Source organism: candidate division WOR-3 bacterium, from assembly GCA_039803925.1.
Classification (GTDB): domain Bacteria; phylum Hydrothermota; class Hydrothermia; order Hydrothermales; family JAJRUZ01; genus JBCNVI01.
Genome location: JBDRZL010000003.1, coordinates 21,220 through 44,092, shown reverse-complemented (window position 1 = coordinate 44,092; position 22,873 = coordinate 21,220). Strand labels below are relative to the sequence as shown.

At 30.5% G+C, this 22,873-nt stretch carries 22 protein-coding genes and 3 tRNA genes; 15 read left to right on the top strand and 10 right to left on the bottom strand.

Annotation, left to right across the window (positions count from 1 at the left end; translation table 11 throughout):
- Positions 1-8: 8 nt before the first annotated feature.
- Both ABIN17_02520 and ABIN17_02515 read right to left on the bottom strand, forming a co-directional pair.
- Positions 9-2,336, bottom strand: a complete 2,328-nt coding sequence (locus ABIN17_02520; protein ID MEO0283930.1) for a S8 family serine peptidase — start codon at positions 2,334-2,336, stop codon at positions 9-11.
- Positions 2,337-2,365: 29 nt separating this feature from the next.
- Positions 2,366-3,913: a hypothetical protein gene (locus ABIN17_02515; GenBank protein ID MEO0283929.1), complete on the bottom strand. Its 1,548-nt coding sequence runs from the start codon at positions 3,911-3,913 to the stop codon at positions 2,366-2,368.
- A 38-nt stretch (positions 3,914-3,951) separates the two neighbouring features.
- On the opposite strand from ABIN17_02515, the gene ABIN17_02510 reads away from it, so the two are divergent.
- From ABIN17_02510 to ABIN17_02500, 3 genes are all read left to right on the top strand, one after another.
- Positions 3,952-5,271 carry a cyclic 2,3-diphosphoglycerate synthase gene (locus tag ABIN17_02510; GenBank protein MEO0283928.1) on the top strand — a complete coding sequence of 440 codons (1,320 nt, stop codon included), beginning with the start codon at positions 3,952-3,954 and terminating at the stop codon, positions 5,269-5,271.
- Entirely contained in the window at positions 5,268-5,930 is a 663-nt protein-coding gene (locus ABIN17_02505) for a cytochrome c biogenesis protein (GenBank protein ID MEO0283927.1), read from the top strand. Before ABIN17_02510 ends, ABIN17_02505 begins: the two co-directional genes overlap by 4 nt.
- A 156-nt stretch (positions 5,931-6,086) precedes the next feature.
- A complete protein-coding gene (locus tag ABIN17_02500) occupies positions 6,087-7,301 on the top strand; it encodes a multiheme c-type cytochrome (GenBank protein ID MEO0283926.1) in 1,215 nt (404 codons plus the stop codon).
- 70 nt (positions 7,302-7,371) lie between these two features.
- Here ABIN17_02500 and ABIN17_02495 read toward each other — a convergent pair whose 3' ends face one another.
- Both ABIN17_02495 and speE read right to left on the bottom strand, forming a co-directional pair.
- A complete protein-coding gene (locus tag ABIN17_02495; protein MEO0283925.1) occupies positions 7,372-7,836 on the bottom strand; it encodes a bifunctional nuclease family protein in 465 nt (154 codons plus the stop codon).
- A 25-nt stretch (positions 7,837-7,861) separates the two neighbouring features.
- Entirely contained in the window at positions 7,862-8,677 is an 816-nt protein-coding gene (gene speE, locus ABIN17_02490; protein MEO0283924.1) for a polyamine aminopropyltransferase, read from the bottom strand.
- 64 nt (positions 8,678-8,741) lie between these two features.
- Here speE and ABIN17_02485 point away from each other — a divergent pair.
- The 8 genes from ABIN17_02485 (at position 8,742) to mnmG (ending at position 16,421) form a co-directional block, all read left to right on the top strand.
- Positions 8,742-8,825: transfer RNA gene (locus ABIN17_02485), tRNA-Leu, on the top strand.
- Positions 8,826-8,839: 14 nt separating this feature from the next.
- Positions 8,840-10,183, top strand: a complete 1,344-nt coding sequence (locus ABIN17_02480; GenBank protein ID MEO0283923.1) for a tryptophanase — start codon at positions 8,840-8,842, stop codon at positions 10,181-10,183.
- 57 nt (positions 10,184-10,240) lie between these two features.
- Positions 10,241-10,330: transfer RNA gene (locus tag ABIN17_02475), tRNA-Ser, on the top strand.
- Between the two features lie 17 nt (positions 10,331-10,347).
- A complete protein-coding gene (locus tag ABIN17_02470) occupies positions 10,348-11,271 on the top strand; it encodes an ATP-binding cassette domain-containing protein (GenBank protein ID MEO0283922.1) in 924 nt (307 codons plus the stop codon).
- Complete coding sequence (locus tag ABIN17_02465) at positions 11,272-11,982, top strand: ABC transporter permease subunit (GenBank protein ID MEO0283921.1); 711 nt, start codon at positions 11,272-11,274, stop codon at positions 11,980-11,982. It abuts the gene before it with no gap.
- Positions 11,979-13,565, top strand: a complete 1,587-nt coding sequence (locus ABIN17_02460; protein ID MEO0283920.1) for a GldG family protein — start codon at positions 11,979-11,981, stop codon at positions 13,563-13,565. Before ABIN17_02465 ends, ABIN17_02460 begins: the two co-directional genes overlap by 4 nt.
- On the top strand, positions 13,558-14,556 hold the full coding sequence (locus ABIN17_02455) for a DUF4340 domain-containing protein (GenBank protein MEO0283919.1): 999 nt from the start codon (positions 13,558-13,560) through the stop codon (positions 14,554-14,556). The genes ABIN17_02460 and ABIN17_02455 overlap by 8 nt, the downstream gene beginning before the upstream one ends.
- A complete protein-coding gene (mnmG, locus tag ABIN17_02450; protein MEO0283918.1) occupies positions 14,556-16,421 on the top strand; it encodes a tRNA uridine-5-carboxymethylaminomethyl(34) synthesis enzyme MnmG in 1,866 nt (621 codons plus the stop codon). The genes ABIN17_02455 and mnmG overlap by 1 nt, the downstream gene beginning before the upstream one ends.
- On the opposite strand, the gene ABIN17_02445 is transcribed toward mnmG, so the two are convergent.
- From ABIN17_02445 to ABIN17_02435, 3 genes are all read right to left on the bottom strand, one after another.
- On the bottom strand, positions 16,418-16,999 hold the full coding sequence (locus ABIN17_02445) for a hypothetical protein (GenBank protein MEO0283917.1): 582 nt from the start codon (positions 16,997-16,999) through the stop codon (positions 16,418-16,420). The two genes, mnmG and ABIN17_02445, sit on opposite strands and share 4 nt — an antisense overlap.
- Complete coding sequence (locus ABIN17_02440) at positions 16,996-17,568, bottom strand: hypothetical protein (GenBank protein MEO0283916.1); 573 nt, start codon at positions 17,566-17,568, stop codon at positions 16,996-16,998. Before ABIN17_02440 ends, ABIN17_02445 begins: the two co-directional genes overlap by 4 nt.
- A 13-nt stretch (positions 17,569-17,581) precedes the next feature.
- Positions 17,582-17,655: transfer RNA gene (locus ABIN17_02435), tRNA-Arg, on the bottom strand.
- A 66-nt stretch (positions 17,656-17,721) separates the two neighbouring features.
- Here ABIN17_02435 and ABIN17_02430 point away from each other — a divergent pair.
- Positions 17,722-17,961 carry a DUF1858 domain-containing protein gene (locus ABIN17_02430; protein ID MEO0283915.1) on the top strand — a complete coding sequence of 80 codons (240 nt, stop codon included), beginning with the start codon at positions 17,722-17,724 and terminating at the stop codon, positions 17,959-17,961.
- Here the strand turns inward: ABIN17_02430 and ABIN17_02425 are convergent.
- Genes ABIN17_02425 through ABIN17_02415 form a run of 3 tightly spaced genes read right to left on the bottom strand, consistent with a single transcriptional unit; the run spans position 17,929 to position 20,692 of the window.
- The gene (locus ABIN17_02425) at positions 17,929-18,603 is read right to left on the bottom strand and encodes a TRAM domain-containing protein (GenBank protein ID MEO0283914.1); all 675 of its coding nucleotides are present in this window, start codon (positions 18,601-18,603) and stop codon (positions 17,929-17,931) included. The two genes, ABIN17_02430 and ABIN17_02425, sit on opposite strands and share 33 nt — an antisense overlap.
- A complete protein-coding gene (gene radA / locus ABIN17_02420; protein ID MEO0283913.1) occupies positions 18,590-19,912 on the bottom strand; it encodes a DNA repair protein RadA in 1,323 nt (440 codons plus the stop codon). Before radA ends, ABIN17_02425 begins: the two co-directional genes overlap by 14 nt.
- Complete coding sequence (locus tag ABIN17_02415) at positions 19,913-20,692, bottom strand: MlaD family protein (GenBank protein ID MEO0283912.1); 780 nt, start codon at positions 20,690-20,692, stop codon at positions 19,913-19,915.
- 35 nt (positions 20,693-20,727) lie between these two features.
- Between ABIN17_02415 and nuoB the strand changes: the two genes are divergently transcribed.
- The 3 genes from nuoB to ABIN17_02400 are packed head-to-tail and all read left to right on the top strand — an operon-like array spanning position 20,728 to position 22,828.
- Entirely contained in the window at positions 20,728-21,183 is a 456-nt protein-coding gene (nuoB, locus tag ABIN17_02410; protein ID MEO0283911.1) for an NADH-quinone oxidoreductase subunit NuoB, read from the top strand.
- Positions 21,180-21,662, top strand: coding sequence for an NADH-quinone oxidoreductase subunit C (locus tag ABIN17_02405; protein MEO0283910.1), 483 nt, complete (start codon positions 21,180-21,182; stop codon positions 21,660-21,662). Before nuoB ends, ABIN17_02405 begins: the two co-directional genes overlap by 4 nt.
- A complete protein-coding gene (locus tag ABIN17_02400; protein MEO0283909.1) occupies positions 21,662-22,828 on the top strand; it encodes an NADH-quinone oxidoreductase subunit D in 1,167 nt (388 codons plus the stop codon). Before ABIN17_02405 ends, ABIN17_02400 begins: the two co-directional genes overlap by 1 nt.
- Positions 22,829-22,873: the final 45 nt, after the last annotated feature.

The window sequence follows — 22,873 nt, the reverse complement described above, 5'->3', positions numbered from 1 at the left end:
TAGTAAAGTCAATCAAGTTTCAACAATTTCTCCTTTATTTTTCTCCTTTCAGTGTCCAAATAAATAAAATAAGTTCCCTTTTTAATTTCTTTTGAATTCCATAGAATCTTATAAGAACCCTTTTCCATTATTCCTTCCTTAATGATAGCAATTTCTCTTCCTGAAATGTCAATTAGAGAAAGTTTTACTTTTTCCTTTTCGGGAATTCCAAATCTTATTATATAGGAATTTGAAGCTGGAGAAAATACAGGTTTCATTAGATAATAATTTTTAACTAAACCTTCCTTATCCTTACCAACTGATGAAAATCTTCCTGTAATAACAAGTGCAAACTTTTGCGGTCCATGTGGGATATTTTCACCTTCCACCTGAACTGTATAAGTTCCTGCTGGTGCATTTGAAAGATAAAATACTTCAACTGGATTTATATTATCCTTTGTTCCACCAGTTTGAGATTCACCATTTGAAAATCTGTTTCCATAATAAGTCCCGCCTGGTCCCTGAACAATTAAATTTAAATTATTGATAAGTGCAAAATTGGATCCAGCAGTTGCAGGATAATCTGTCCATACCAGAACAATTTTTAATTTACCCCCACTTGCATTTACATAGTAAAACTTTGAAATTCCTGTAGAAAGCTCAGAATTATCATCTACATAGAGCTTATCCTGATCACCTTGAAAGTATAAAGAGTTTTCAAGTTTTATTCTTCCCCATCCCTGTGAAGAATCCGGTATAGGATGAACCTCCCTTGAATCTATCTGGTCTGGATCAGTTCCATTCATCTGTTCAGCAGAAGCTATTATCATTGCTTTTAAAAGTGCACCTGATGGAATAAAAGCATCAGAAGGATTTTTAACCCCTGAAGGGTACCATCCTTCAGTGAAGTATTGCCTTACAAGGGCAACCGCACCTGCAACTGCAGGAGTTGCCATACTTGTTCCCATAAAGGGGTAGGCTATTGTATCACAGGTTGGATTTGAAACAGTGTCATTATCTGCTGATCTTATATATAAGTTAGGATCAGTATTATAAATACTATTACCGCAATCTCCACCTGGAGCCATTACATCAGGTTTAATTCTGTTATCAAAAGCGGGTCCTTTACTTGAATAAAAGGCAGAAATGTCATGTTTTGGAGGTGGAGGTGTCGCTCCAACTGTTATTACATTTTTAGCAGCTCCTGGGGGTCCAACTGTTCTGTAATGGACAACATCAAGAACCTGCCCTGTTGCCTGATCGACCTCACCTCCTGAATTACCAGCAGCAAAGACACAAATTGCATCCTGAAAACTGTGCATAAAGTTATCAACCTGCTCATCAAATGTTGTATAAACTGTTGTATCAACACCTCCCCATGAATTGGAGAAAATTCTTGCTCCGTGATTATAAGCATTTGAAAAGGCTGTAAATAAGTCATCAGGAATCTGAAGAGCTCCTAACCAGCAGGTAAAGAAATTATCTCCTGTATATTGGACAGTTAATTTAGCATTGTAAGCCATTCCCTTAAACTGATTTAGATTATTTGTCTGATCATAACCACAAGCTGTTCCTGCAACATGTGTTCCATGTCCTAAATCACAGGCATCAGTGTAAAATCCAGTATAACTTTCCTTCCATACTATTTTATCAGATCCAAAAAAGCAGGAGGCAGTGTCAACACCTGTATCCATTATATTTATCACCTGATTTTCTCCATGAATTCCTTTGTTCCAGATAGGTGATGTATTTTGAACATTATTCTGAATTACCCAGTAGGTTCTATCATTCATTTTAAAGAAAGGTCTTTTTTCCTCAATCCAGAATATATCATCATCAAAGGCTAAATTTTTAATATCACCTTCATATTTTATTACAAAAACAGGATGTTTTAAGGATTTAATTTCTTCAATAATTTGGGCTCCGTAATTTTTTAAAGAATTTTCTGCTTTACTAAAATCAACATCTTCAAAAAAGTGAACATAAAATATGTTTTTATATATGTTTTCGTATTTTTCCCCTTTCACTTTTATCTTTTTCCCTATATTGGGTGATATTTTAAAGGCAGGCTGATATATATAGATTCCCTCAACAAATTCAAGTTTTTTAATATTTTCAATAACTGATTGTTCCTTTATTCTAACAGCAAAGGCATTTTGAGGAACATAATGGAGAATTTTTCCACCATTATTTTCAATTTCATTTTTGTAAAAATCGTATATCGGTGGTTTTAAAAGGACTATATATACATTTGCTGATTTTTTTGTTAACTCTTCTTTTATCATAGGTAAATTTGAAGGTGGATCCCATCTGAACCCACCTAAGGATATATATGAGGCGATAATTAAAAATATCATAAATCTTGAAAAATTAAAGGATTAGAACCTTAAAAACTATTATATTCATACTTTATGTTGTGTTTCAAACTTCTTTTTAGAAAAATTTCTGCTTTTTTGTATTCTCCTTTTAGTTCATAAATTTTTACAATTAAAGGTAAAGCAAGAGGATTTCCAGTTATAAGTGAAACTATTGAAAGATTTTCCACTTCTAAAATATCTTCATTAAACATAGCACCAGCAAGAGCTCTGTAAAAATAATAGTTTCCAGGAGATTTTTCTTTTTTAAATTTTGTTAGAAGTTCTGGGATTTTTTCATAGTTTTTTATTTTGATTAAAAAATTTAAAATTTTTACACCTTTCGATATATCCTTGTATTTTTCAAAAAGATATATATCCCTTTCAGAACTTTTTAAGACAAAAATTTCCTTTAAATTTTCTTTTGATACCCAGAAGCTTCTATTTGAAAATAAAAATGTTAAAATTAAAAAAGTAGAATTTAAAAGAATTTCTCTTATCTTATTATTTTTGATAAATAAAAGAAAGGTTAATAAAAAGGGATATAGATAAGGATAAATAAGATGAGAAAAATTACCAAAAAATATTGAAGAACCTGATAAAAAAATTAGATTTGCCATTATAAAATTTTTAATTTTTTTATTTAAAAAGGTATTGTCAAAAAAAATAAAAATTGTGAAGAAAATAAAGGGAAGTTCACCAAGAAGAAAAACTGTCATAAGAGAAATTGTTATGTAATAAATATTTTTCTTATTCTCAATTAAAACAAAAACAGGAAGTATTATTATTGATATGTAATCAAAGGGAAAGTAAAGAGACGTAATATCATACTTTGTTTTTAAATATAAAATTTTTATAATTGCGGAAAGATAGCCCCATATTGAAAAACTTAAAATTTCGTTATATTTGATTTTTATTTTAAAAATGAAAGGAATAAGAGAAATTGTTAATATTGCATAAAATAATCCCTGTTTTGAGTTGTAATCGAAGATATAACCGCCTTCACTGAAATAATTTAAAAAGTAACCTGGAATACCACCAACTGTTATTACAATAAAGAAAGAAAAAACAAAAGAAAAGATAGATTTTAAAATATTTTCACTTTTAAAGAAAACATAAATAGAGATAAAAAAACAAATTATAAAAACCTCAATGACTTGTCCTTTTGATATGTTTTCTCTTTCAAATTCTCCTTTAAAAAGGCTTATTAAAAGGTTTTTAATTGAAGTGGGATAAGCAAGCATTTTTCCTCCACCAAAAATAAAATCAATTAAAGGTGCAAGAAGAAGGAGAAAGGAAAAATAAGTAAAAAGAGTTAATACCTTTTCTTTTTTTTCTTTTAAAATTAATGAAACAGAAATAACAAGAATTAAAAAAAGTGAGGAATAAAAAAAGAGGTGGTGAATTGTAAATAAAAGGGAATCATAAAGAGAAGGTGTTCTAAATATTTTAAAATCTCCTTCTAAGGCACTTTCAAGTAAATCTCTTAAAAAAAATATACTTATAAGAAAAAGGAAATGTTCTTTTTGAAAATCTTTCTCATAAGCATTTAAAATTGTTTTTTTAATAAAATTAAACACTTTTAAAATTATATGATAAATTTAAGGAGGTCTTAAATATGGCAAAAAGAGTTTTAATCCTTGGTGCTGCTGGAAGAGATTTTCATAATTTTAATGTTTTTTTTAGAGATAATCCAGATTACGAGGTTGTTGGTTTTACAGCAACACAGATACCTGGTATAGAGGGAAGAAAATATCCTCCTACATTAGCTGGTAAACTTTATCCTCAAGGCATTCCCATTTATTTAGAGGAAGATATGGAAAAAATCATAAAGGAAAAGAAAGTTGATATTGTTGTATTTGCTTACTCTGATGTTTCCCATATATATGTTATGAATAGGGCTTCAAGGGCACTTTCAGCGGGTGCTGATTTCTGGCTTTTAGGTCCTGAAAGCACAATGATAAAATCAAATAAACCTGTTATTTCAGTATGTGCTGTGAGAACAGGAAGCGGAAAGAGTCAGACTTCAAGGAAAGTTGCTCAAATTTTGAGGAATTTAGGAAAAAAAGTAGCAGTTATAAGACACCCTATGCCCTATGGTGATCTTGAAAAAATGAAGGTTCAGAGGTTTGCTTCAATAGAGGATTTAGATAAGTATAAGGTTACTATTGAAGAAAGGGAAGAGTATGAACCCCATATTACAAGAGGTTCTATTGTTTATGCAGGTGTTGATTATTTTGAAATTTTAAAAGAGGCGGAAAAAGAAGCCGATATTATTTTATGGGATGGGGGTAATAATGATTTTCCTTTTTATAAACCTGATTTACATATAGTTGTTGCGGATCCTCTTAGGTTAGGTCATGAGGAAACATACCATCCAGGAGAAACAAATTTAAGAATGGCAGATGTTATAGTAATAAATAAAGTTGATTCAGCTCCTTTTGAAAATATTTATAAACTCAGGATGAATATAGAAAGACTTAACAGAAAAGCAATAATTATTGAGGCAGCTTCTCCTATTTTTGTTGAAAATAAAGAAGTTATAAAAGGTAAAAGAGTTTTATGTATTGAGGATGGTCCAACTCTTACCCATGGTGAAATGGATATAGGTGCTGCCTATATTGCAGCGAAAAAATTTGGTGCAAAAGAGATCGTATCTCCTTTAAACTATGCTGTTGGTTCAATAAAGGAAACCTTTGAAAAGTATCCACAAACTCAAAAAGTTCTTCCTGCAATGGGTTATGGTGAAAAGCAGATAGAAGAACTTAAAGAAACTATTTATAGAACCCCCTGTGAAGCTGTTGTTATTGGAACTCCGATTAATTTAGCGAGTCTTTTTGATATAGGAAAACCTTTTGCAAGGGTTAGGTATGAGTTACAAGAAATAGGCGAACCAACCCTTGAAGATTTAATAAAGGAATTTCTTGGTAAATTATGAAAATAAAAAAGGAATACATTTTGGCATTTTTAGCCCTTTTAACAGGTTTTTTTACTTTTTACCTTTCACTTTTAGGGACACCTCCTGAAAGAAAGATGGGGGATCTTGTGAGAATAATGTATATTCATGTTCCGCAAGCATGGCTTTCTTTTTTATCTTTTACTTTGGTTTTTATTTTCAGTATTATTTATCTTTTGAAAAAAAATTTAAAATGGGATATACTTGCTGAAGTCTCAGGCGAAATTGGTGTTTTGTTTATAATCCTTACACTTATTACAGGAATGTTATGGGCAAAATCTGTTTGGGGTCATTTCTGGGTTTGGGATCCAAGATTAACTACAACCTTGATTTTATTTTTTCTTTACACTGCTTATATGATTTTTAGGGGATTTATTGAAACACCTGACAAAAGGGCAAGATTTGCTTCAGTTCTTGGAATAATAATTTATATTGATGTTCCTCTTGTTTATTTTTCTGTGAAATTATGGAGATCAGTCCATCCTTCTGCTTTTACGCCTGGTGATGTATTGATAACATCATCAATGAGATATGCTTTATTTTTTAATGTTATTCCCTATGTTTTTCTCTTTGTATTAATATTTTTGCTTAGATACAAGATTGCTAAAAGAGAATTAAAAAAATTGGAGGAAACTTTATGAAATATTTATATTTTTCCTATTTAGTTGTATGGATAGGGTTAATATTTTACCTTCTTTATCTCCATAACAAAATAAAGGAATAATTAAACTTTTTCTATTTGATTTTTCTTAAATTCTATTATATAATTAGAAGTCCAAATTAAAAAGGAGGTTAATATGGTTAAAAAAACAATCTTTTCTTTAATAATAGCGGGAATTTTGTTTCCGTTTGGTCTAAAAGCAAGTAAATGTGTAACCTGTCATGAAAAAGTTACTCCGCAAATTGTAAAAGAATGGAAATTAAGTAAGCACTCTCAAAATGATGTGGATTGTTCAGTCTGTCATGGTGAGCATACAGGAGCAAAGGATATAGATAAACTTAAAATGCCTACCCCTGAAACCTGTGCTAACTGTCATGAGCAAAGAGTTAAGGAATTTAAAGAAGGAAAGCATGCCTTAGGGTGGATAGCAATGAAGGCTATGCCAATGGTAATGCACCAGCCAATACAGGTGGGAGGAGAAAAGGGATTTAAGGGTTGTTCAGGATGTCACAAAATAGGATTAAAATCAGAAGAGGAACTTAAGGAAGCAAAATTCTATTATGGAACAGGTTCCTGTGATGCCTGTCATACAAGGCACAAATTCAGTGTTGAGGAAGCAAAAGATCCAAGAGCATGTAGAACATGTCATATGGGATTTGATCATCCTCAGTGGGAGATGTGGTCAACTTCAAAGCATGGGACAATTTGGGAAATTGAGGGAAATTCTGGAAGAGCACCGACTTGCCAAACCTGTCATATGCCTGATGGGAACCATGCTGTTATGACTGCCTGGGGATTTCTTGCTTTAAGGGTTCCTGAAGATGATAAGGAATGGTGGGATAATAGGGTAACTATACTAAAGGCTCTTGGGGTTCTTGATGATAAGAATAATCCTACTGAAAGATTTGAAGCTGTTAAAGCTGCAAAAGTTGCAAGATTGACAAAAGAAGATTGGGAAAAGGAAAGAGATAAAATGTTAAAGGTTTGTTCTAACTGTCATTCACAAAAATATGTAAGAGAGCAACTTGAAGCTTCTGATGCGGTTTTAAAAGAAGCAGATAAACTTATGGCTGAAGCAATAAAAACTGTAAAGGAACTCTATGATAAGGGATTTTTAAAGAAACCTGAAAATTGGAAATTTGCGCCTGATTTGTTACAGTTTTATGAAGCAAAATCGTCAATTGAACAGGAACTCTATGTTATGTTTCTTGAATACAGAATGAGAACATTTCAGGGTGCCTTCCATGCTAATCCTGACTATATGCACTGGTACGGATGGGCAAAGATGAAGGAATCCTTACAGAAAATTAAGGACGAAGCAGAAAAACTCAAAAGGGAACATAAAAAGTAATTAAAGTAATTGAGTTAAGTGCCCCCCTGTGAAGGAGCCTCTCCTTTGCAGGGGTTTTATTTTAATAAATTTAAATTTTAAATCCTTTTTCTCTTTTTTCCTCTTTAAGTTCAATTTTCATTTTTTCAAAAACTTTTTCATCAACATATATTTTAGCTTTTTTTCTTATAGCAAGGTTAATTGCGTCAGAAGGTCTTGAGTCAATTAAAATTTTTCTTTTTCCCTGTTTTAAATGTAGAGTTGCAAAATATGTTTCATTTTCAAATTTATCAATAGTGACCTTTTCAATTTTAGCTCCAAGTTTTTCTATTATGTTATTAACAAGTTCATAGGTGAGGGGTCTTCTTGATTCCATTTTATTAAGTTCCCTTAAAATTGATATTCCTTCATTTTCTCCTATGGAAATGGGTAATAAAGAGTTGGAGTTAATTTCTTTAAGAACAAGAGTATAACCACCTTCCCTTTGAGGTATTAAGTCAAAAACCTCAACCTCAATCAATTTTGTTAAAATAAAAAAAGTAAAAATAAAGTTCATAGTTTTTCTCCTTTTATATTTAAAATTATATACCAAAAATTCTTTTTAAAAACTCAGGTATTTTAAATCCTGCAAAATGTATTTCCTTATTATAGTATCTTGTATTCTCTGGAATTCTAAATGGTCTCAGCCTTTTTATTTTTTTCTTAAAAACAAAAAAATAAAGCCAGATTCCCCCAGGATAAGTAGGCATAGGTGAAAGATAAGGTAAAATGCTTTTATATTTATCTTTTAAAATTTCATAAAGTTTTTTAATTCTCTTTAAGTGGTGAATCGGAGATTCTGCCTGTATAGCCAGTCCCCCGTTTTTCTTTAAAATTTTTTTTAAATCCTCATAAAATTCCTTTCTATAAAAAACCTTTGCAGGTCCAACTGGATCAGAAGTATCTAATATTACAACATCAAATTTATCCTCTGCAGTTTTAATAAAATCCTTTGCGTCTTCAAAAATAAAGCTCACCCTCTTATCTTTATAAATTTTCTTAACCCATGGAAAATATTTTAGGGATGCTTTAAATACAAGTTCATCTATTTCAACCTGAATAACTTTTTTAACAGGATGTTTTAGAACCTCTCTTAAGGTTCCACAGTCTCCTCCTCCTATTATAAGAACATTTTCAGGATTTTTAATACTTGATAAGATTGGATGAACTAAGGATTCATGGTAAAAAAATTCATCCCTTTCAGTTAGCATAAAAAGGGAATCAAGCATTAAAACTTTACCCCAATCGTAACTTTCAAATATTTCAATTTTCTGGAATTTTGATTTTTTTTTAAAAAGGATTTTTTTGGCTTTTATTCTTAGTTCTGTCCCTTTATTCTGTTTTTCAGAAAAAAACATATAAAAATATTAAGAAAAGAGAATTTGAAATTTCCTTAATAAATTGTATATCATAATATTTAAAGCCGGGGTGGCGGAATTGGCAGACGCGCATGGTTGAGGGCCATGTGGGATTAATCCCGTGCGGGTTCAAGTCCCGCCCCCGGCATATAATTTTTATAATTGACTTTCTTTTTTGAACCTTATAAGATAAAAGTAGTTGAACCGATTTTTTTTACTTCAAAAAGGGAAAGGAAAAAAATTCTTGAGAAGGCCTTTTATAACATCTTTAAAATTCCTGCAAACAAAATAACCATTGACCTTTTAACTGATTCAGGAACAAATGCAATGAGTGAACATCAATGGTCAAAAATTATGGAAGCTGACGAATCATACGCAGGTGCTGAAAGTTTTGAAAGATTCTGTGAAGAGGTAAAAAGTTTTACTGGAATGGATTATGTTTTACCTTGTCATCAAGGAAGAGGTGCTGAAAGAATTTTGGCAGAGTATTTTTCAAAAAAAATCAAAAACCCGATAGTTCCTTCAAATACTCATTTTGATACAACAAGAGCAAATTTAAATTATATAGGTGCAGAAACTCCAGACTTTGTGATAAATGAAGCTCTTGATCCTGAAAAATACTTTCCTTTCAAAGGCAATATGAATACTGACAATTTAAAAATTTTTTTGAAAAAATATCATAAAAGAGTACCTGCTGTTTTTCTTGTTCTTACCAATAACTCAATGGCTGGTCAACCTGTTTCCTTTCAGAATGTTAAGGAAACAAGGGAAATATGTGAAAAATTTGGGATCCCCTTATTTCTTGATATATCAAGGATTGCAGAAAATGCTTATTTTATTAAAAAAAGAGAAGAAAAAAATAAGAGTATAAAAAAAATAATAAGGGAAATAATTTCTTATTCAGATCTATGTTATATGAGTGCAAAAAAAGACGGAATAAGTAATATAGGAGGTTTTATTGCTGTTAGAGATAAAAAATTATATGAAGAACTTTCTATGTATCTTATACTATGGGAGGGATTTCCCACTTATGGAGGACTTTCAGGTAGAGACCTTGAAGCTGTTGCTCAAGGGTTAAAGGAAGCTACTGATGAGAAATACCTTGAATTCAGAATAAAAGAGGTGGAATTCCTTGGTGAGGAACTTTCTAAAAGAGGAGTTCCTGTATATAAACCAACAGGTGGCCATGCTGTTTATGTTCTTGCAGAAAGGGTTTTTGATCACATTAAAAGGGAAAATTTTCCTGGACAGGTTTTTTCAATAGCTTTATATCTTGAAGGAGGTATAAGGGTCTGTGAAATTGGTTCTCTTATGCATGGTAAGGATGCAAAATTTGAGTTTGTAAGATATGCTATACCGAGAAGAGTTTATACTGAATCTCATTTAAGATATGTTGCAGAAATTTCAAAAGTGGTTTTAGAAAATAAAAATAAATGGAAAGGAGTTAAATTAATAAAGGAAAGCCCATATTTGAGACATTTTAGTGCTGAATTTGTGTTATTATAAAATTTTAACTTGAATAAGATATAGGGTATCAGTATAATATTATAATCATCAAAAACCGGAGGGTTGGCCGAACTGGCTAAGGCGTCGGATTTGAAATCCGATATCCCGATTATATCGGGATTGTGGGTTCGAGTCCCACACCCTCCGTTTTCCAATTTAAAGTTATGATTGAAGTTAAAAACCTTTATAAATATTACGGTGAGGATCCTGCTCTTCTTGGCATATCCTTTAATGTGGAAAAGGGAGAAATTTTAGGATTTTTGGGACCCAATGGAGCAGGTAAAACGACAACATTAAGAATAATTACAGGATTCCTTTATCCAACAAGCGGGGAAGTGCTTATTGATGGAAAAAAGATTAAGGAAGACCCTTTATACTGTAAAAAGAAGCTTGGTTATTTACCTGAGGATAATCCCCTTTATACCGATTTAACTCCAAGAGAGTATTTAAGTTTCTGTGCAGAAGCAAGGGGAATTGAAAACAAGAATAAAAAACTGGAAGAGGTGATGGAAAAAACCCAGATAAAAGAAGTGTGGGAAAAACCAATAGGTGAACTTTCAAAGGGTTATAGACAGAGGGTCGGAATAGCTCAAGCTCTTTTACATGACCCTGAAGTGCTTATAATGGATGAGCCCACAACAGGTCTTGATCCTGTTCAGATAATTGAAATAAGAAATTTAATTAAAGAATTATCAAGGGAAAAAACAATTTTACTTTCTACCCATATACTTCCTGAAGTTGAAATGCTTGCATCCAGAGTTATAATAATTCATAAGGGAATAATAAGAGCTGAGGGAAATCCTCGTGAACTTTCAAAGAAATTCAGATCAAAGGAAATATATTTTGCTTTAAAAGGAGATGAAAAAGAAATAAGGGAAAAGATGAATAAATTAGATTTTATTTCCTCTTATGAGATTGAAAAAAGAGGTGAAGCAGTTTACGGTAAATTTTTGCCTAAGGAAAATGGAGATCCAAGAGAAAAATTTGCAAAATTTGCCTATGAAAATAAATTTTTGATACTTGAACTTTATTCAAAATCTCTTGGGCTTGAAGAAGTTTTTGTTGAATTGATGAAGGAGGAAGGATAAATGAAGGGTATAAAAGCAATATTTAAAAAAGAATTTTTATCATATTTTAATTCTACAATCGGTTATCTCTGGCTTATAGTATTTTCGTGGTTAAATTTCTGGCTTTTTTTCAGAGGATTTTTCTTGATGCCTGAAGCTGACTTAAGACCTATGTTTAATATGTTCCCTGTTTTATTTATAATTTTTATACCTGCAATTACAATGAGACTCTGGGCAGAAGAGAAAAAACTCGGAACCATTGAAATTCTTTTATCTCTTCCCTTAAGAATTGAAGAAATAATAATTGGGAAATTTCTTGCAGCTATTTCCTTCTTCGGTCTCTCTTTACTTTTGACATTACCTCTTCCAATTATTTTATCATTTCTCGGTAATTTAGACTGGGGGAGAGTTTTATCAGGTTATCTTGGTGCTTTTCTCCTTGGTTCAACCTTTATATCCTTGGGTATGTTTTTATCAGGGTTTACTAAAAATCAAATAGTAGCCTTTATTCTTGCTGCAGCTTTTTCTTTTATACTTTACATAATAGGTGAAGAGGCTATACTTTCTTTTATATCAGGATTCTGGGCTGAACTTTTGCAGAATTTTTCAGTTAAAACTCATTTTGAAAGCATTTCAAGGGGTGTAATTGATTTAAGAGATATAATTTATTATTTTTCCTTTATATCCCTTTTTATATACGCTAATTATCTTCATCTGGAGGTGGCAAGATGAAAAGGGAAAGATTATTTTTGATTGCGGGAATACTTGCCTTTTTAAATTTAATTCTTTTAAATATATTTTTTAGAAATTTTGTATATAGAGTTGATATCACACAGAACAGGATTTACACTCTCCATTCTGTAACCAAAGAAGTATTAAGAGAATTAAAGGATTTTGTGAATATAGAAATCTATATGTCAAGTAAACTTCCTCCTGAGATGAATCCTTATAAACAGGATTTATTTGATTTACTGGAAGAATACAGAAACTATTCCAATGGTCTTTTGAGATATACTGTATTTTATCCTGATAAAGACCCGAATATACAGTCAAAAGCAAGAAGGCTTGGTATCCCTGAAATTACCTTTAATGTGGTTGAAAAGGATCAGGTTAAAGTTGTTAATGGAAATTTTGGACTTCTCATATTTTATAAGGACAAAAAGGAAACTATCCCTGTTTTAACAGAAACCGAGAATCTTGAGTATGATTTGACTTCTAAAATTTTAAAAATGAAGGAAGGAGATAATTTAAGAACAGTGGGACTTTTATTTCTTGGTTTAAAGCAGGAAAATTATAACATAATAAGAAGAGAACTGGAAAAATTATACAGAGTCAGAAATGTTAGTCTTATAAGTAAAATACCTGAGGATATAAATTTACTTTTAATTTTTGGTATTAAAAAACTTTTACCGAAGGAACTCTTTTATCTTGATCAGTTTATTTTAAGAGGAGGAAAAGCTGTATTTTTCTTACAGCCTGTAGATATAAATTATGAAAATTTTGTAACAAAACCAATGTTTGAAAAAGATCTTGAATTTTTGAGAAATTATGGAATTTCTTTAAAACCTAATCTTGTTAAAGATCCAACAATTCCCTTTATTCCTATGATGTCAGAAGGTAGGGCGCTTCTTGTTCCTTACTATTATTTTGTAAAAATTTTACCTAAAAACATAAAACATCAATTTGCAAGAAATCTTGAACAACTTGTTTTAACTTGGCCTTCTGCAATTGATACACTTTCAAATGAAAATAAAGCTTTTAAATATACCTACATTTTTACATCAACAAAGAATGCTTATAGAAAGGAAGGAGGATTTTCTATTCATCCTTTTGCTCAAGAGCCTCCTCCACCCAAGGAAGAACTTAAAAAATATTTATTTAGCCTTATGGTGAGTTCAAAATTTAAATCAGTTTTCTTAAATGATACAAGTTTATTTAAAAACTGGACTGATTTTAAAAATGAGGATACGACAGGATTTATAAAAGAATCAAAGGAGGAAAATAAAATAGTTTTCGTTGGAAATGCTATCTTTCTTCAGGATAACTTTGTTCAGATGTACCCTGACAATGGTATATTCCTTATGAATATTGTGAATGCATTTGCTCTTGGTAAAGATATTTCAGAAATTAAAGCAAGAGAAATAAGTGAAAGACCCATTAAGAACTTAAATAACATGCAGAAGTTTCTTTTCCAAAATGGGATAACTTTTGGAATACCCTTAATTGTATTTATTTTTGGAATAGTTAGGTCTTCAATTAGAAGGATAAAAAAGAAAAAATTCTCTGAAATTAAAAAGGAGGAAAAAAATGATTGAAAAACATATAAGGATTTTAGGTATTACTTTTTTAATACTTTTTATCCTTGTTCTTTTGACTGAAAGTCCTGCTTTTAAAAAGGCAAGAATGCCTAAGGAAATTGAAGTCTCAGGAGAATTTAAAGAAGAAAATATAGGGAAAATTGTTTTAAGTAGGGAAAATCAAAATCTCGAATTAAGAAAAATAAATGGATTATGGACAGTTACTAAAGACACATTGATTAAAACTGCTGATAAGGAAAAAATCAATCGTCTTATAGAGAATTTGGGTTCTCTTAAAGGAAAAGTTATTGGAAAAAGTGAATCAGAGTTCCCTTCTTACGAGGTTGACGATAAAAAGGGAACATATGTAAGTCTTTTTGATATAGGGGGAAAAAAATTACTTGAAATTATAGTTGGTAAAAATGGTCCTGATTATTTAACAAACTTTGTAAGAATTCCAGGGAAAAAAGAAGTTATTCTTGTTGAAAAATCAATTAAACCTCATGTGTCAAATCTTGATATTGAGGCTTGGAGAAATAGAAGAATAACAGATTTTAAACCAGAGGATGTAGAAAGGGTTGAGTACATAGATAAAGAGCAGAGATTTATGTTTTATAGGGAAGGTGATAAATGGATTCTTGATTCCCCTGAAATTAATGCAGTTCAGAGTAAAATTCAGAACTACATAAGAGTGCTCAGTTCTATTTATTCAATGAATTTTATAGATTCACTTAATGTTAAAGAATATTCATCAAAAGATCCCTTTTTATCCCTAAATATTACATTAAAAAATGGAGAAAAACAGGGCTTTAAAGTAATTGAGAAACTTGATGAGAATAAGTATGTTGTAAAGAGGGAGGGTGACGATTTTACTCTGTATACTCTTGCTAAAAACTTTGTGGAAACATCTTTAAAAAAGGATAAGGATTGGTTTACTTATGAAGGAGAGAAAGAAGAGGTTAAGAAAATAGAGGAAGTTAAAAAGCAAGAAACAAAAAAGAAAAAGTAATGGGAAATTACTTTGATGTAATTGTTATAGGTGGAGGTCATGCTGGGTGTGAAGCAGCTCTTGTATCTGCAAGAATGGGAGCAAAGACACTTTTAATCACAATAAGGAAAGATAAGATTGCACAGATGTCATGTAATCCTTCAATAGGGGGTGTTGGAAAAGCTCAACTTGTTAAGGAGCTCGATGCTCTTGGTGGTGAAATGGGTATGAATATAGATGAAACAGGCACACAGTTCAGGACTTTAAATATTAAAAAGGGACCTGCAATGCACTCATTAAGGGCAATAGCAGATAGACAAGAATATAAAAAAAGAATGCAAAATTGTTTATTCAGTCAAAAAAATTTATATGTTCTTGAAGACGAAGTTAAAAGTTTTATAATTGAAGAAAGGAATAAAGAAAAGTTTTATAAGGGAGTAATTACAGTAAAAAATGGAGAATTTTTTTCAGCTTCCTGTGTTTTAACAACAGGCACATTTTTAAGGGGGCTCATTCATATAGGAAAGAAAAAAATAAAAGCAGGAAGAATTGGGGAGGATCCTTCTTATGAGTTATCTGAATTTCTCAAAAATATTGGATTTGAAATAGGTAGATTAAAGACAGGAACCTCACCAAGGATAGATATAGAAAGTGTTGATTTTTCCCTTGCTCAGGAACAGAAAGGTGATGAGCCTCCAAGGGGTTTTTCCTTCAGAAATTTTTATTTAAAAGTTGAGCAGATTCCAGCATGGATAACTTATACAAATGAAGAAACTCATAAGATTGTAAGGGAGAATTTAAATGAGTGTCCCCTTTTTATAGGTGATATAACCGGAATTGGTCCAAGGTATTGTCCTTCTCTTGAATTAAAGGTTGTTAATTTCCCTGATAAAGAAAGGCATCAACTTTTTCTTGAAATTGACGGAAGAAATTCTAATATCGTTTATATAAGTGGACTATCCACATCTTTTTCAGAGGAAATTCAGTATAAAATTTTAAAAACAATACCTCCTTTAAGGAATGCAAAAATTTTAGTTCCTGGATATGCAATAGAATATGATTTTATAAATCCTCAGGAACTCAATCCGTGGCTTGAAACAAAGAAAATAAGAGGTTTATTTTTGGCAGGTCAGATAAATGGAACAACAGGTTATGAAGAGGCTGCTGCCCAGGGAATTGTTGCAGGGATAAATGCTGTTTTATATCTTGATAATAAAGACCCCTTTATTGTAAAAAGAAATGAGGGATATATAGGTGTTATGATAGATGACCTTGTAACAAAGGGAGTTGATGAGCCATACAGGATGTTTACATCAAGAGTGGAATACAGATTAACTTTAAGACAGGATACAGCGAAAGAAAGATTTTTGCCTTATGGTTATAAATTCGGACTAATAAAGAAAAAGGAATGGGAGGAATTTTTAGAAGAAAAAAGAGTTTTTGAGGAGATTATAAGTTTTTTAAAACAAAAAAGGATAAAAAGAAAAGAGGCAGAGAAATTTTTGAAAATTAAAGATTTACCGGAATCAATAACCCTATTTGATCTTATTAAAAGGGATAATAAAATTTATGATATTTTAGAGGAAAAGGGAATAATAAGGAAGGTTAAGGATAATATTAAGGAAAGAATCATAAGTGAAATTCATTATGATGGTTATATCCAAAGGGAAATGAAGGAAGCAAAAAGAGTAAGTAAGATTGAAGTAAGGGAAATACCGGAAAAAATAGATTTCTGGAAAATTCCAAATGTTTCCTATGAGGCAAAGGAAAAGTGGAGTAAAATTAGACCAAGAACTTTTGCTCAGGCATTGAGAGTTCCTGGTATAAGAATTACAGATGCTCTTTCACTTTATTACTATTTAAGAGAAACAAAAAGGGATAATTAAACTTCCCATTCTAAAGTTATTTCTATAACATCATCACCTTTTGCAATACTTTTGGTTATTTTACTTTTTAAATTTTTTAATCCTCTAATTTTGAAGGCAGAATAAATTCCTCCTTCAAGCCTTTTTTCAAAAAAAGGGTCTTTAAAAGGAATGTCACTTACAATAATTTTAACCTTACCTTTTTCTGGCTCAAATTCTTTTATTTTAAAATTTCCAAAATTAAAGTAATACTTAAAAGCAAATTCAAGGATACTATTTACAAAACCTTGAAAGTCTGATACATCAAATATTATTTTAAAAGGACCTTCATAGGCTCTCTGAACAGAATATTCACCTATCTTAAACATTAATTCTTCTTTATTGCCCTCATAAATTTTTAAAAGATAATCAATTATTTTTAAAAAGTCTTCAAGGTCATAAAATTGGGATTCTATAATCTCTTCACTAAAAAATTTTTTTAATTCCTGTGGAATAATTTCAAAAAATTTTTTAAATGTATTAATTCCTAACTTTTCATTTATAAATAATTTTAGATTTGTAAAGGCAATACCCCTTATTTTTAATTCTTTTTTATTCATTTATATGTTATAACATACTCTAAGAGATTATCACCCTTTGAAACTCTTTTTGTGATATCAACTTTTAAACCTTTAAAACCTTTTATTTCACCTGCAGCCTCCAGAGCACCTCTTATTCTCTCCTCGAAAAAAAAATCAATATCAGGCATATCTGTTATATGAATAACAATTTTTTTATTTTCAAGATCTGCACTTTTTATTTCAAATTTACCAAAACTATAAAAATAGTTATAAACCATACTTCCAACTTGATAAATATAATTTTTTATATCAACTTTTTTTATTAATTCTCTGAAAGAACCTATTTCAAATTCCCTTTTTATTGAATATTTTCCAATTTCTCTAAATTTTTTTATATCACCTTTAAAAATTTTATCAAAAATTTCTTTATGTAAAAGTTTTAAAAGCTCATATGGGTAAAAGAGAGTTTCTATTATTTCACCTTCAAGAAATTTTGAAATTTCTTGAGAAAATTTCTTTAACTTTTCCTTATAGTTTTTTTCTCCAAGTTTCTCTATTAAGAAAATCCTCGTAACCAAAAATAGACTACCTCTTACCTTTAGTTCCAAATTTTTTATTAAATGCCCCCGGAGGGACTTGAACCCCCGACCTGCAGTTTAGGAAACTGCCGCTCTATCCTCCTGAGCTACGGGGGCATTTTTTAATTTTATAATAATTTTTAAGTTTTTGCAATTTCTTAATAGAAAAAGTATTAATTAAATATGAAAAAGATAACAGAGGATACAAATATAGAAGAAATTTTAACCCTTTATCCTGATAGTGTTTCTATCTTTTTAAAATATGGAATTCCTGCTATTTCCTGCGGAGAGCCTATATGGGGAACAATAAAGGAAAATGCTCTCAAATACGGGGTCAAAAACCTTGAAGAACTTCTTGAAGAGTTAAATAAATTAGTTTCAGAGAAAAAATTAGGTATTTCCTTTAAAGATTTTAGCCTCTAAAATAGTTCCTGCATAAGTATCTTTTACTTTTTCTATTACACAGGTAATTTCTTCTCCTAAATAATTTGCTCCATCTTTAACTATTACTGGGGTATCATCCGGTAAAAATCCTATTCCTTCATCAAAATGTCTTCCCCTTTTTACAATTTTTATTTTGATAACATCTCCTTCTTTAAGTTTTATTTTAAATATTTTTACAATTTCTGGAAAATAAAAAAATTGAATACCTGATTCTTCTAATTTTTCTTTAAGTTTCTGATCGGATATGATAATTTTTTTCTTTTTTCCTTTAAAAATTAAATCTTCAATATTTTTGTTTACTAACTTTAAAAATTTATTTTTTTTCTTTTTCTCAATTTCCTTAAAATAAAAAATAAATTTTTCCCTTTCTTCACCAGTAAGATTTTTTATGTATTCTTCAAATTTTTGATAATCAATTTTTGACAGGATAATTTTAAAATAAAATAGATCCTTAACAAAAAGTTCAAGAAACCTTTCATCTTTTAGTGTTTCAAAGTCAATTATAAATTGAGGAATTTTTTCTCTTTTTTTAGAAATTAAAAATAAGAGTATTATCAATAAAATTAAAAGAAAAATTATAAGGTAATTACTGTAAAAACCTATATAATCAAGAAAAAACATTTATTCTTAAAACATCTTTTAAGTTTTTTATGCTTAAAAAATCTTTATCAGAATTTTCAATATAGGGAATAATTCCCCTATTAAACCCTTTTCTTTTTGCTTCTTGAATTCTTTTTTTATAATCCCTTACATTTCTTATTTCACCTGCAAGTCCAATTTCACCAAAACTTATGAAATTTTCTGGAAGTTCAATATTTTTATAGGAGGAGATAATGGAAAGGGCAAGAGGTAAATCACCAGCAGTTTCATTTATCCTTATCCCCCCTGTTACATTAACATAAACATCGTATTGATAAAAGGGTAAATTCAGATATTTTTCTAAGCAGGTTAAAATCATTGAAAGCCTTCTTATGTCAAACCCTTGAGATTCTCTTTTAGGAACAGGGAAAAAAGTTTTTGAAACAAGGGATTCTATCTGAACCATTATTACCCTTTTACCCTCCACCATTGGGAAAATTATAACTCCAGGTGCTTTTAATTCAGAAACAAATAACCCTAAGGTATCCTTTACTTCCAAAAGTCCCTCTTCCAGCATTTCAAAAATTCCTATCTCATCAGTTGAGCCAAACCTATTTTTAAAAGGTCTTAAAATTCTTAAGTTTTCCCTTTTTTCGCCCTCAAGGTATAAAACACAATCCACCATATGTTCAAGGGTTTTGGGTCCTGCAATTTCTCCTGTTTTTGTTACATGACCTATTAAAAAGGTTGTAATATTTTCCCTCTTTGAAATTTTCAAAAAAAAGGAACCTACATCTCTAACTTGAGAAACACTTCCAGGAGAAGAGGGATTAAGGGGGTTAAAAACCGTTTGAATTGAATCAATAATTAAAAATTCCGGTTTTATTTCTCTAATTTCTTCTTCTATTGATTCAGTGTCAGAACTTTGTGATATCCATATATTTTCACCTTCAATTTTAAGCCTCTCTGCCTTCATTTTAAGTTGTTCCCCTGATTCCTCAGCAGAAACAAAGAGAACCTTTTTTCCCTTATTTGAAATTTTTTCAGCAATAATAAGTAAAAGGGTTGTTTTACCTATACCAGGGTCACCACCAAGTAGATATAAACCACCTTCAACAAGACCTCCCCCTAAAACCCGATCCACCTCATTTATTCCTGTTTCGATAAATTTTTTAGTTTTGAGTTTAATATCAGTGAATTTAAAAACTTCACCTTTTTCTTTTTCCTTTAAATTTTTATTTTTTAATTCCCTGAAAGAGTCCCATGAACCGCATACAGGACATCTTCCAAGCCATTTATAAGATTCATAGGAACAATTTTCACATATGTAGATTACTTTTTCCTTTTTCATTTAAAATATTGAAAACTTAAAATATTTCCTCGGATCACTCTTTATATCCTTTAATAAATTTTTAATTTCAGTTAAAAGGGAGTCAACTTTTCTATAAGTTGTATCTTCTAAAATTAATTTTTTAAGTGTTCCTTCACTTTTTTCAATCTTTTTTAAAAGGGTATCAGACCTTTCAATAAGGGAAGATAAACCCTTTAAATTTTCTGTAAATTCAGATACACTTTCTCCTGTTTTTTCCCATGTATTTAAAAATCTTGATAAGTCCTTAGAAACATTTTTAATTTCTTTTAATACTTCATTGCCTGTTTTATCATAAGTTAAAACAAGCTCTTTTACTCCTTTCAAAATTAAATTTAAAGAATCTATAAGTTTTTCACCTTCTGATATCAGATTACCTATATCCCATCCAGTTTGTCCTTCAATTCGGGATAAAGGTGGGTATTCTTCTCCATTTCCCTGTTTAATAATAAGTCTTTTTCTTCCAAGGAACCCTTGATTTTCAACAATAATTTTTGCGCCTTTTCTTAATTTTAGACCATCAATAAAAAATCTTATAATGACTTTATCTCCCTCAATCCAGAGTTTTTCAACTCTTCCCATATTTATTCCCATAACTGTTACTATATCACCTCTTTCAAGCCATGAGGCATCAGGAACAACTGCTTCATAATAGAATCTATTTTTTGCTATCTTGAATTCAGTAAAAAATATATAAAGAAAAAAAAGAACGAGAATGGAGATAAATACAAAAAGACCAGCGAGTAATTTCTTTTTTTCCATTTGAATTTTAGATTATAAGGTTTTTAAAATTAAAAATGAAAGATTTACCTCCTTTTATTTTAACCAGAGTAGAAGATGTGATTAACTGGGGTAGAAAGTACAGTTTATGGCCTTTAACCTTTGGTCTTGCCTGTTGTGCAATTGAAATGATGGCAACAACTGATCCATTATTTGACCTTTCAAGATTTGGAGCAGAAGTTTTTAGACCCTCACCGAGACAGGCAGATTTACTTATAATTGCAGGAACAGTAACTTTAAAAATGGCACCTGTTATTAAAAGACTTTATGAAGAAATGCCTGAACCAAAATGGGTTATATCAATGGGAATATGTGCTTCAACTGGTGGTCCCTATTACAGGAGTTATTCAGTTTTAAAAGGTATAGATAAGATAATAAAAGTTGATGTTTATGTTCCAGGATGTCCTCCGAGACCTGAAGCCCTTTTATATGCCATTCAGAAGTTACAGGAAAAAATAGAAAAGAAAATTTGAAAAGTCTTATAAATTTAATAGAGCATAAACTAAGTAAAGAAAAAATTCCATTTAGTTTAGAAATAAAAGATATTTTAACTTTAAAAATAAATAAGGAGAATTTATTAAAAGTATTTAAAATATTGAGATATTCTGAGGAGCTTTTATTTGATTATTTAATAGATATAACAGCCTGTGATTATAAAGAAAAAAATATTTTTGAAGTTATTTATCACCTTTTGTCTTTTATAAGAAATGAAAGGATAAGAGTAAAAGTGGAACTTGAAAGGGAGAGACCTGAAATTGAATCAGTGTGTTCAATTTATCCTGGTGCTAACTGGTTTGAAAGAGAAGTTTACGATCTTTTCGGAATTAAGTTTTTAAATCATCCTAATTTAAAAAGAATTTTATTATGGGAGAGTTTCCCTGGTTTTCCTTTAAGAAAAGATTATAAACTTGAAGAAGAAGGTCCTATTCCAACTCTTGAAGATATTTACTAATGGAAGAGTTAATTGAGCTTAATATTGGTCCACAGCATCCTGCAACCCACGGAGTTATGAGGCTTAAAATTTATCTTGATGGTGAGAGGGTTAAAAAAGCAGAGACAATAATAGGTTTTCTCCATAGGGGTTCGGAAAAAATTATGGAAAATTTGCCCTATCAAAAAGCAATGGTATGGACAGATAGAATGGATTATACTGCGCCTATATTACAGAACTGGGCTTATGTTCTTGCAGTTGAAAAGCTTTTAAAAATAGAAGTTCCTGAAAGAGCTGAGTATATAAGGGTAATTCTTGGAGAACTTCAAAGAATTGCTGCACATCTTATATGGCTTGGAACCCATTTACTTGATTTAGGTTTAATGACAATTTTTATGTATGCCTTTGAATTAAGGGAAAAGATACTGGATTTTTTTGAAGAAATATCAGGACAGAGAATGAACCCTTCCTTTTTTAGAATAGGTGGTGTTGCTGCTGATACACCCCATGGATGGCTTAATAAAGTTAAAAATTTCCTTCCTGAGGCATTAAATAAAATTATTGAAATGGATGAAATTATACAGAAAAGTTTAATTTTTGAAAGGAGGACAAAAGGTATAGGAGTAATTCCACCTGAAATGGCAGTTGAATATAATGTTACAGGTCCTGTATTAAGGGGTTCGGGTATAAAATATGATGTTAGGAAAAATTTTCCTTATTCTGTCTATAATAAAATTGATTTTGGAATCCCTATTTTTTATGATGGTGATGTTTATTCAAGATATAGGGTAAGGATTGAAGAAATGAAGTGGTCAATTAAAATAATAGAACAGGCTATTGAAATGATTCCGGAGGGCGATGTTTTAATAAATGACTATAAATTTGTTCCACCCCCAAAAACAAAGATTTATGATTCAATTGAGGAAATGATTCATCACTTTTTACTTGTTACAGAAGGTTTTCCTGTTCCTGAAGGGGAGGTTTATGCTTCTGTTGAAAGTGCAAAGGGTGAGTTTGGAGTTTATATTGTATCCGACGGGTCAAATAAGCCTTACAGGGTTCATATAAGATCCCCTTCCTTTGCAAATTTACAGATTTTAGAAAAGATATTGCCAGGGCATTTAATTTCTGATCTTGTTGCAATTGTTGGTTCTTTAGATCCTGTATTTGGTGAGGTAGATAGATAAGGGAAGATATTTTTTGAAAGTTATTACAATTAATTCATTTTATCA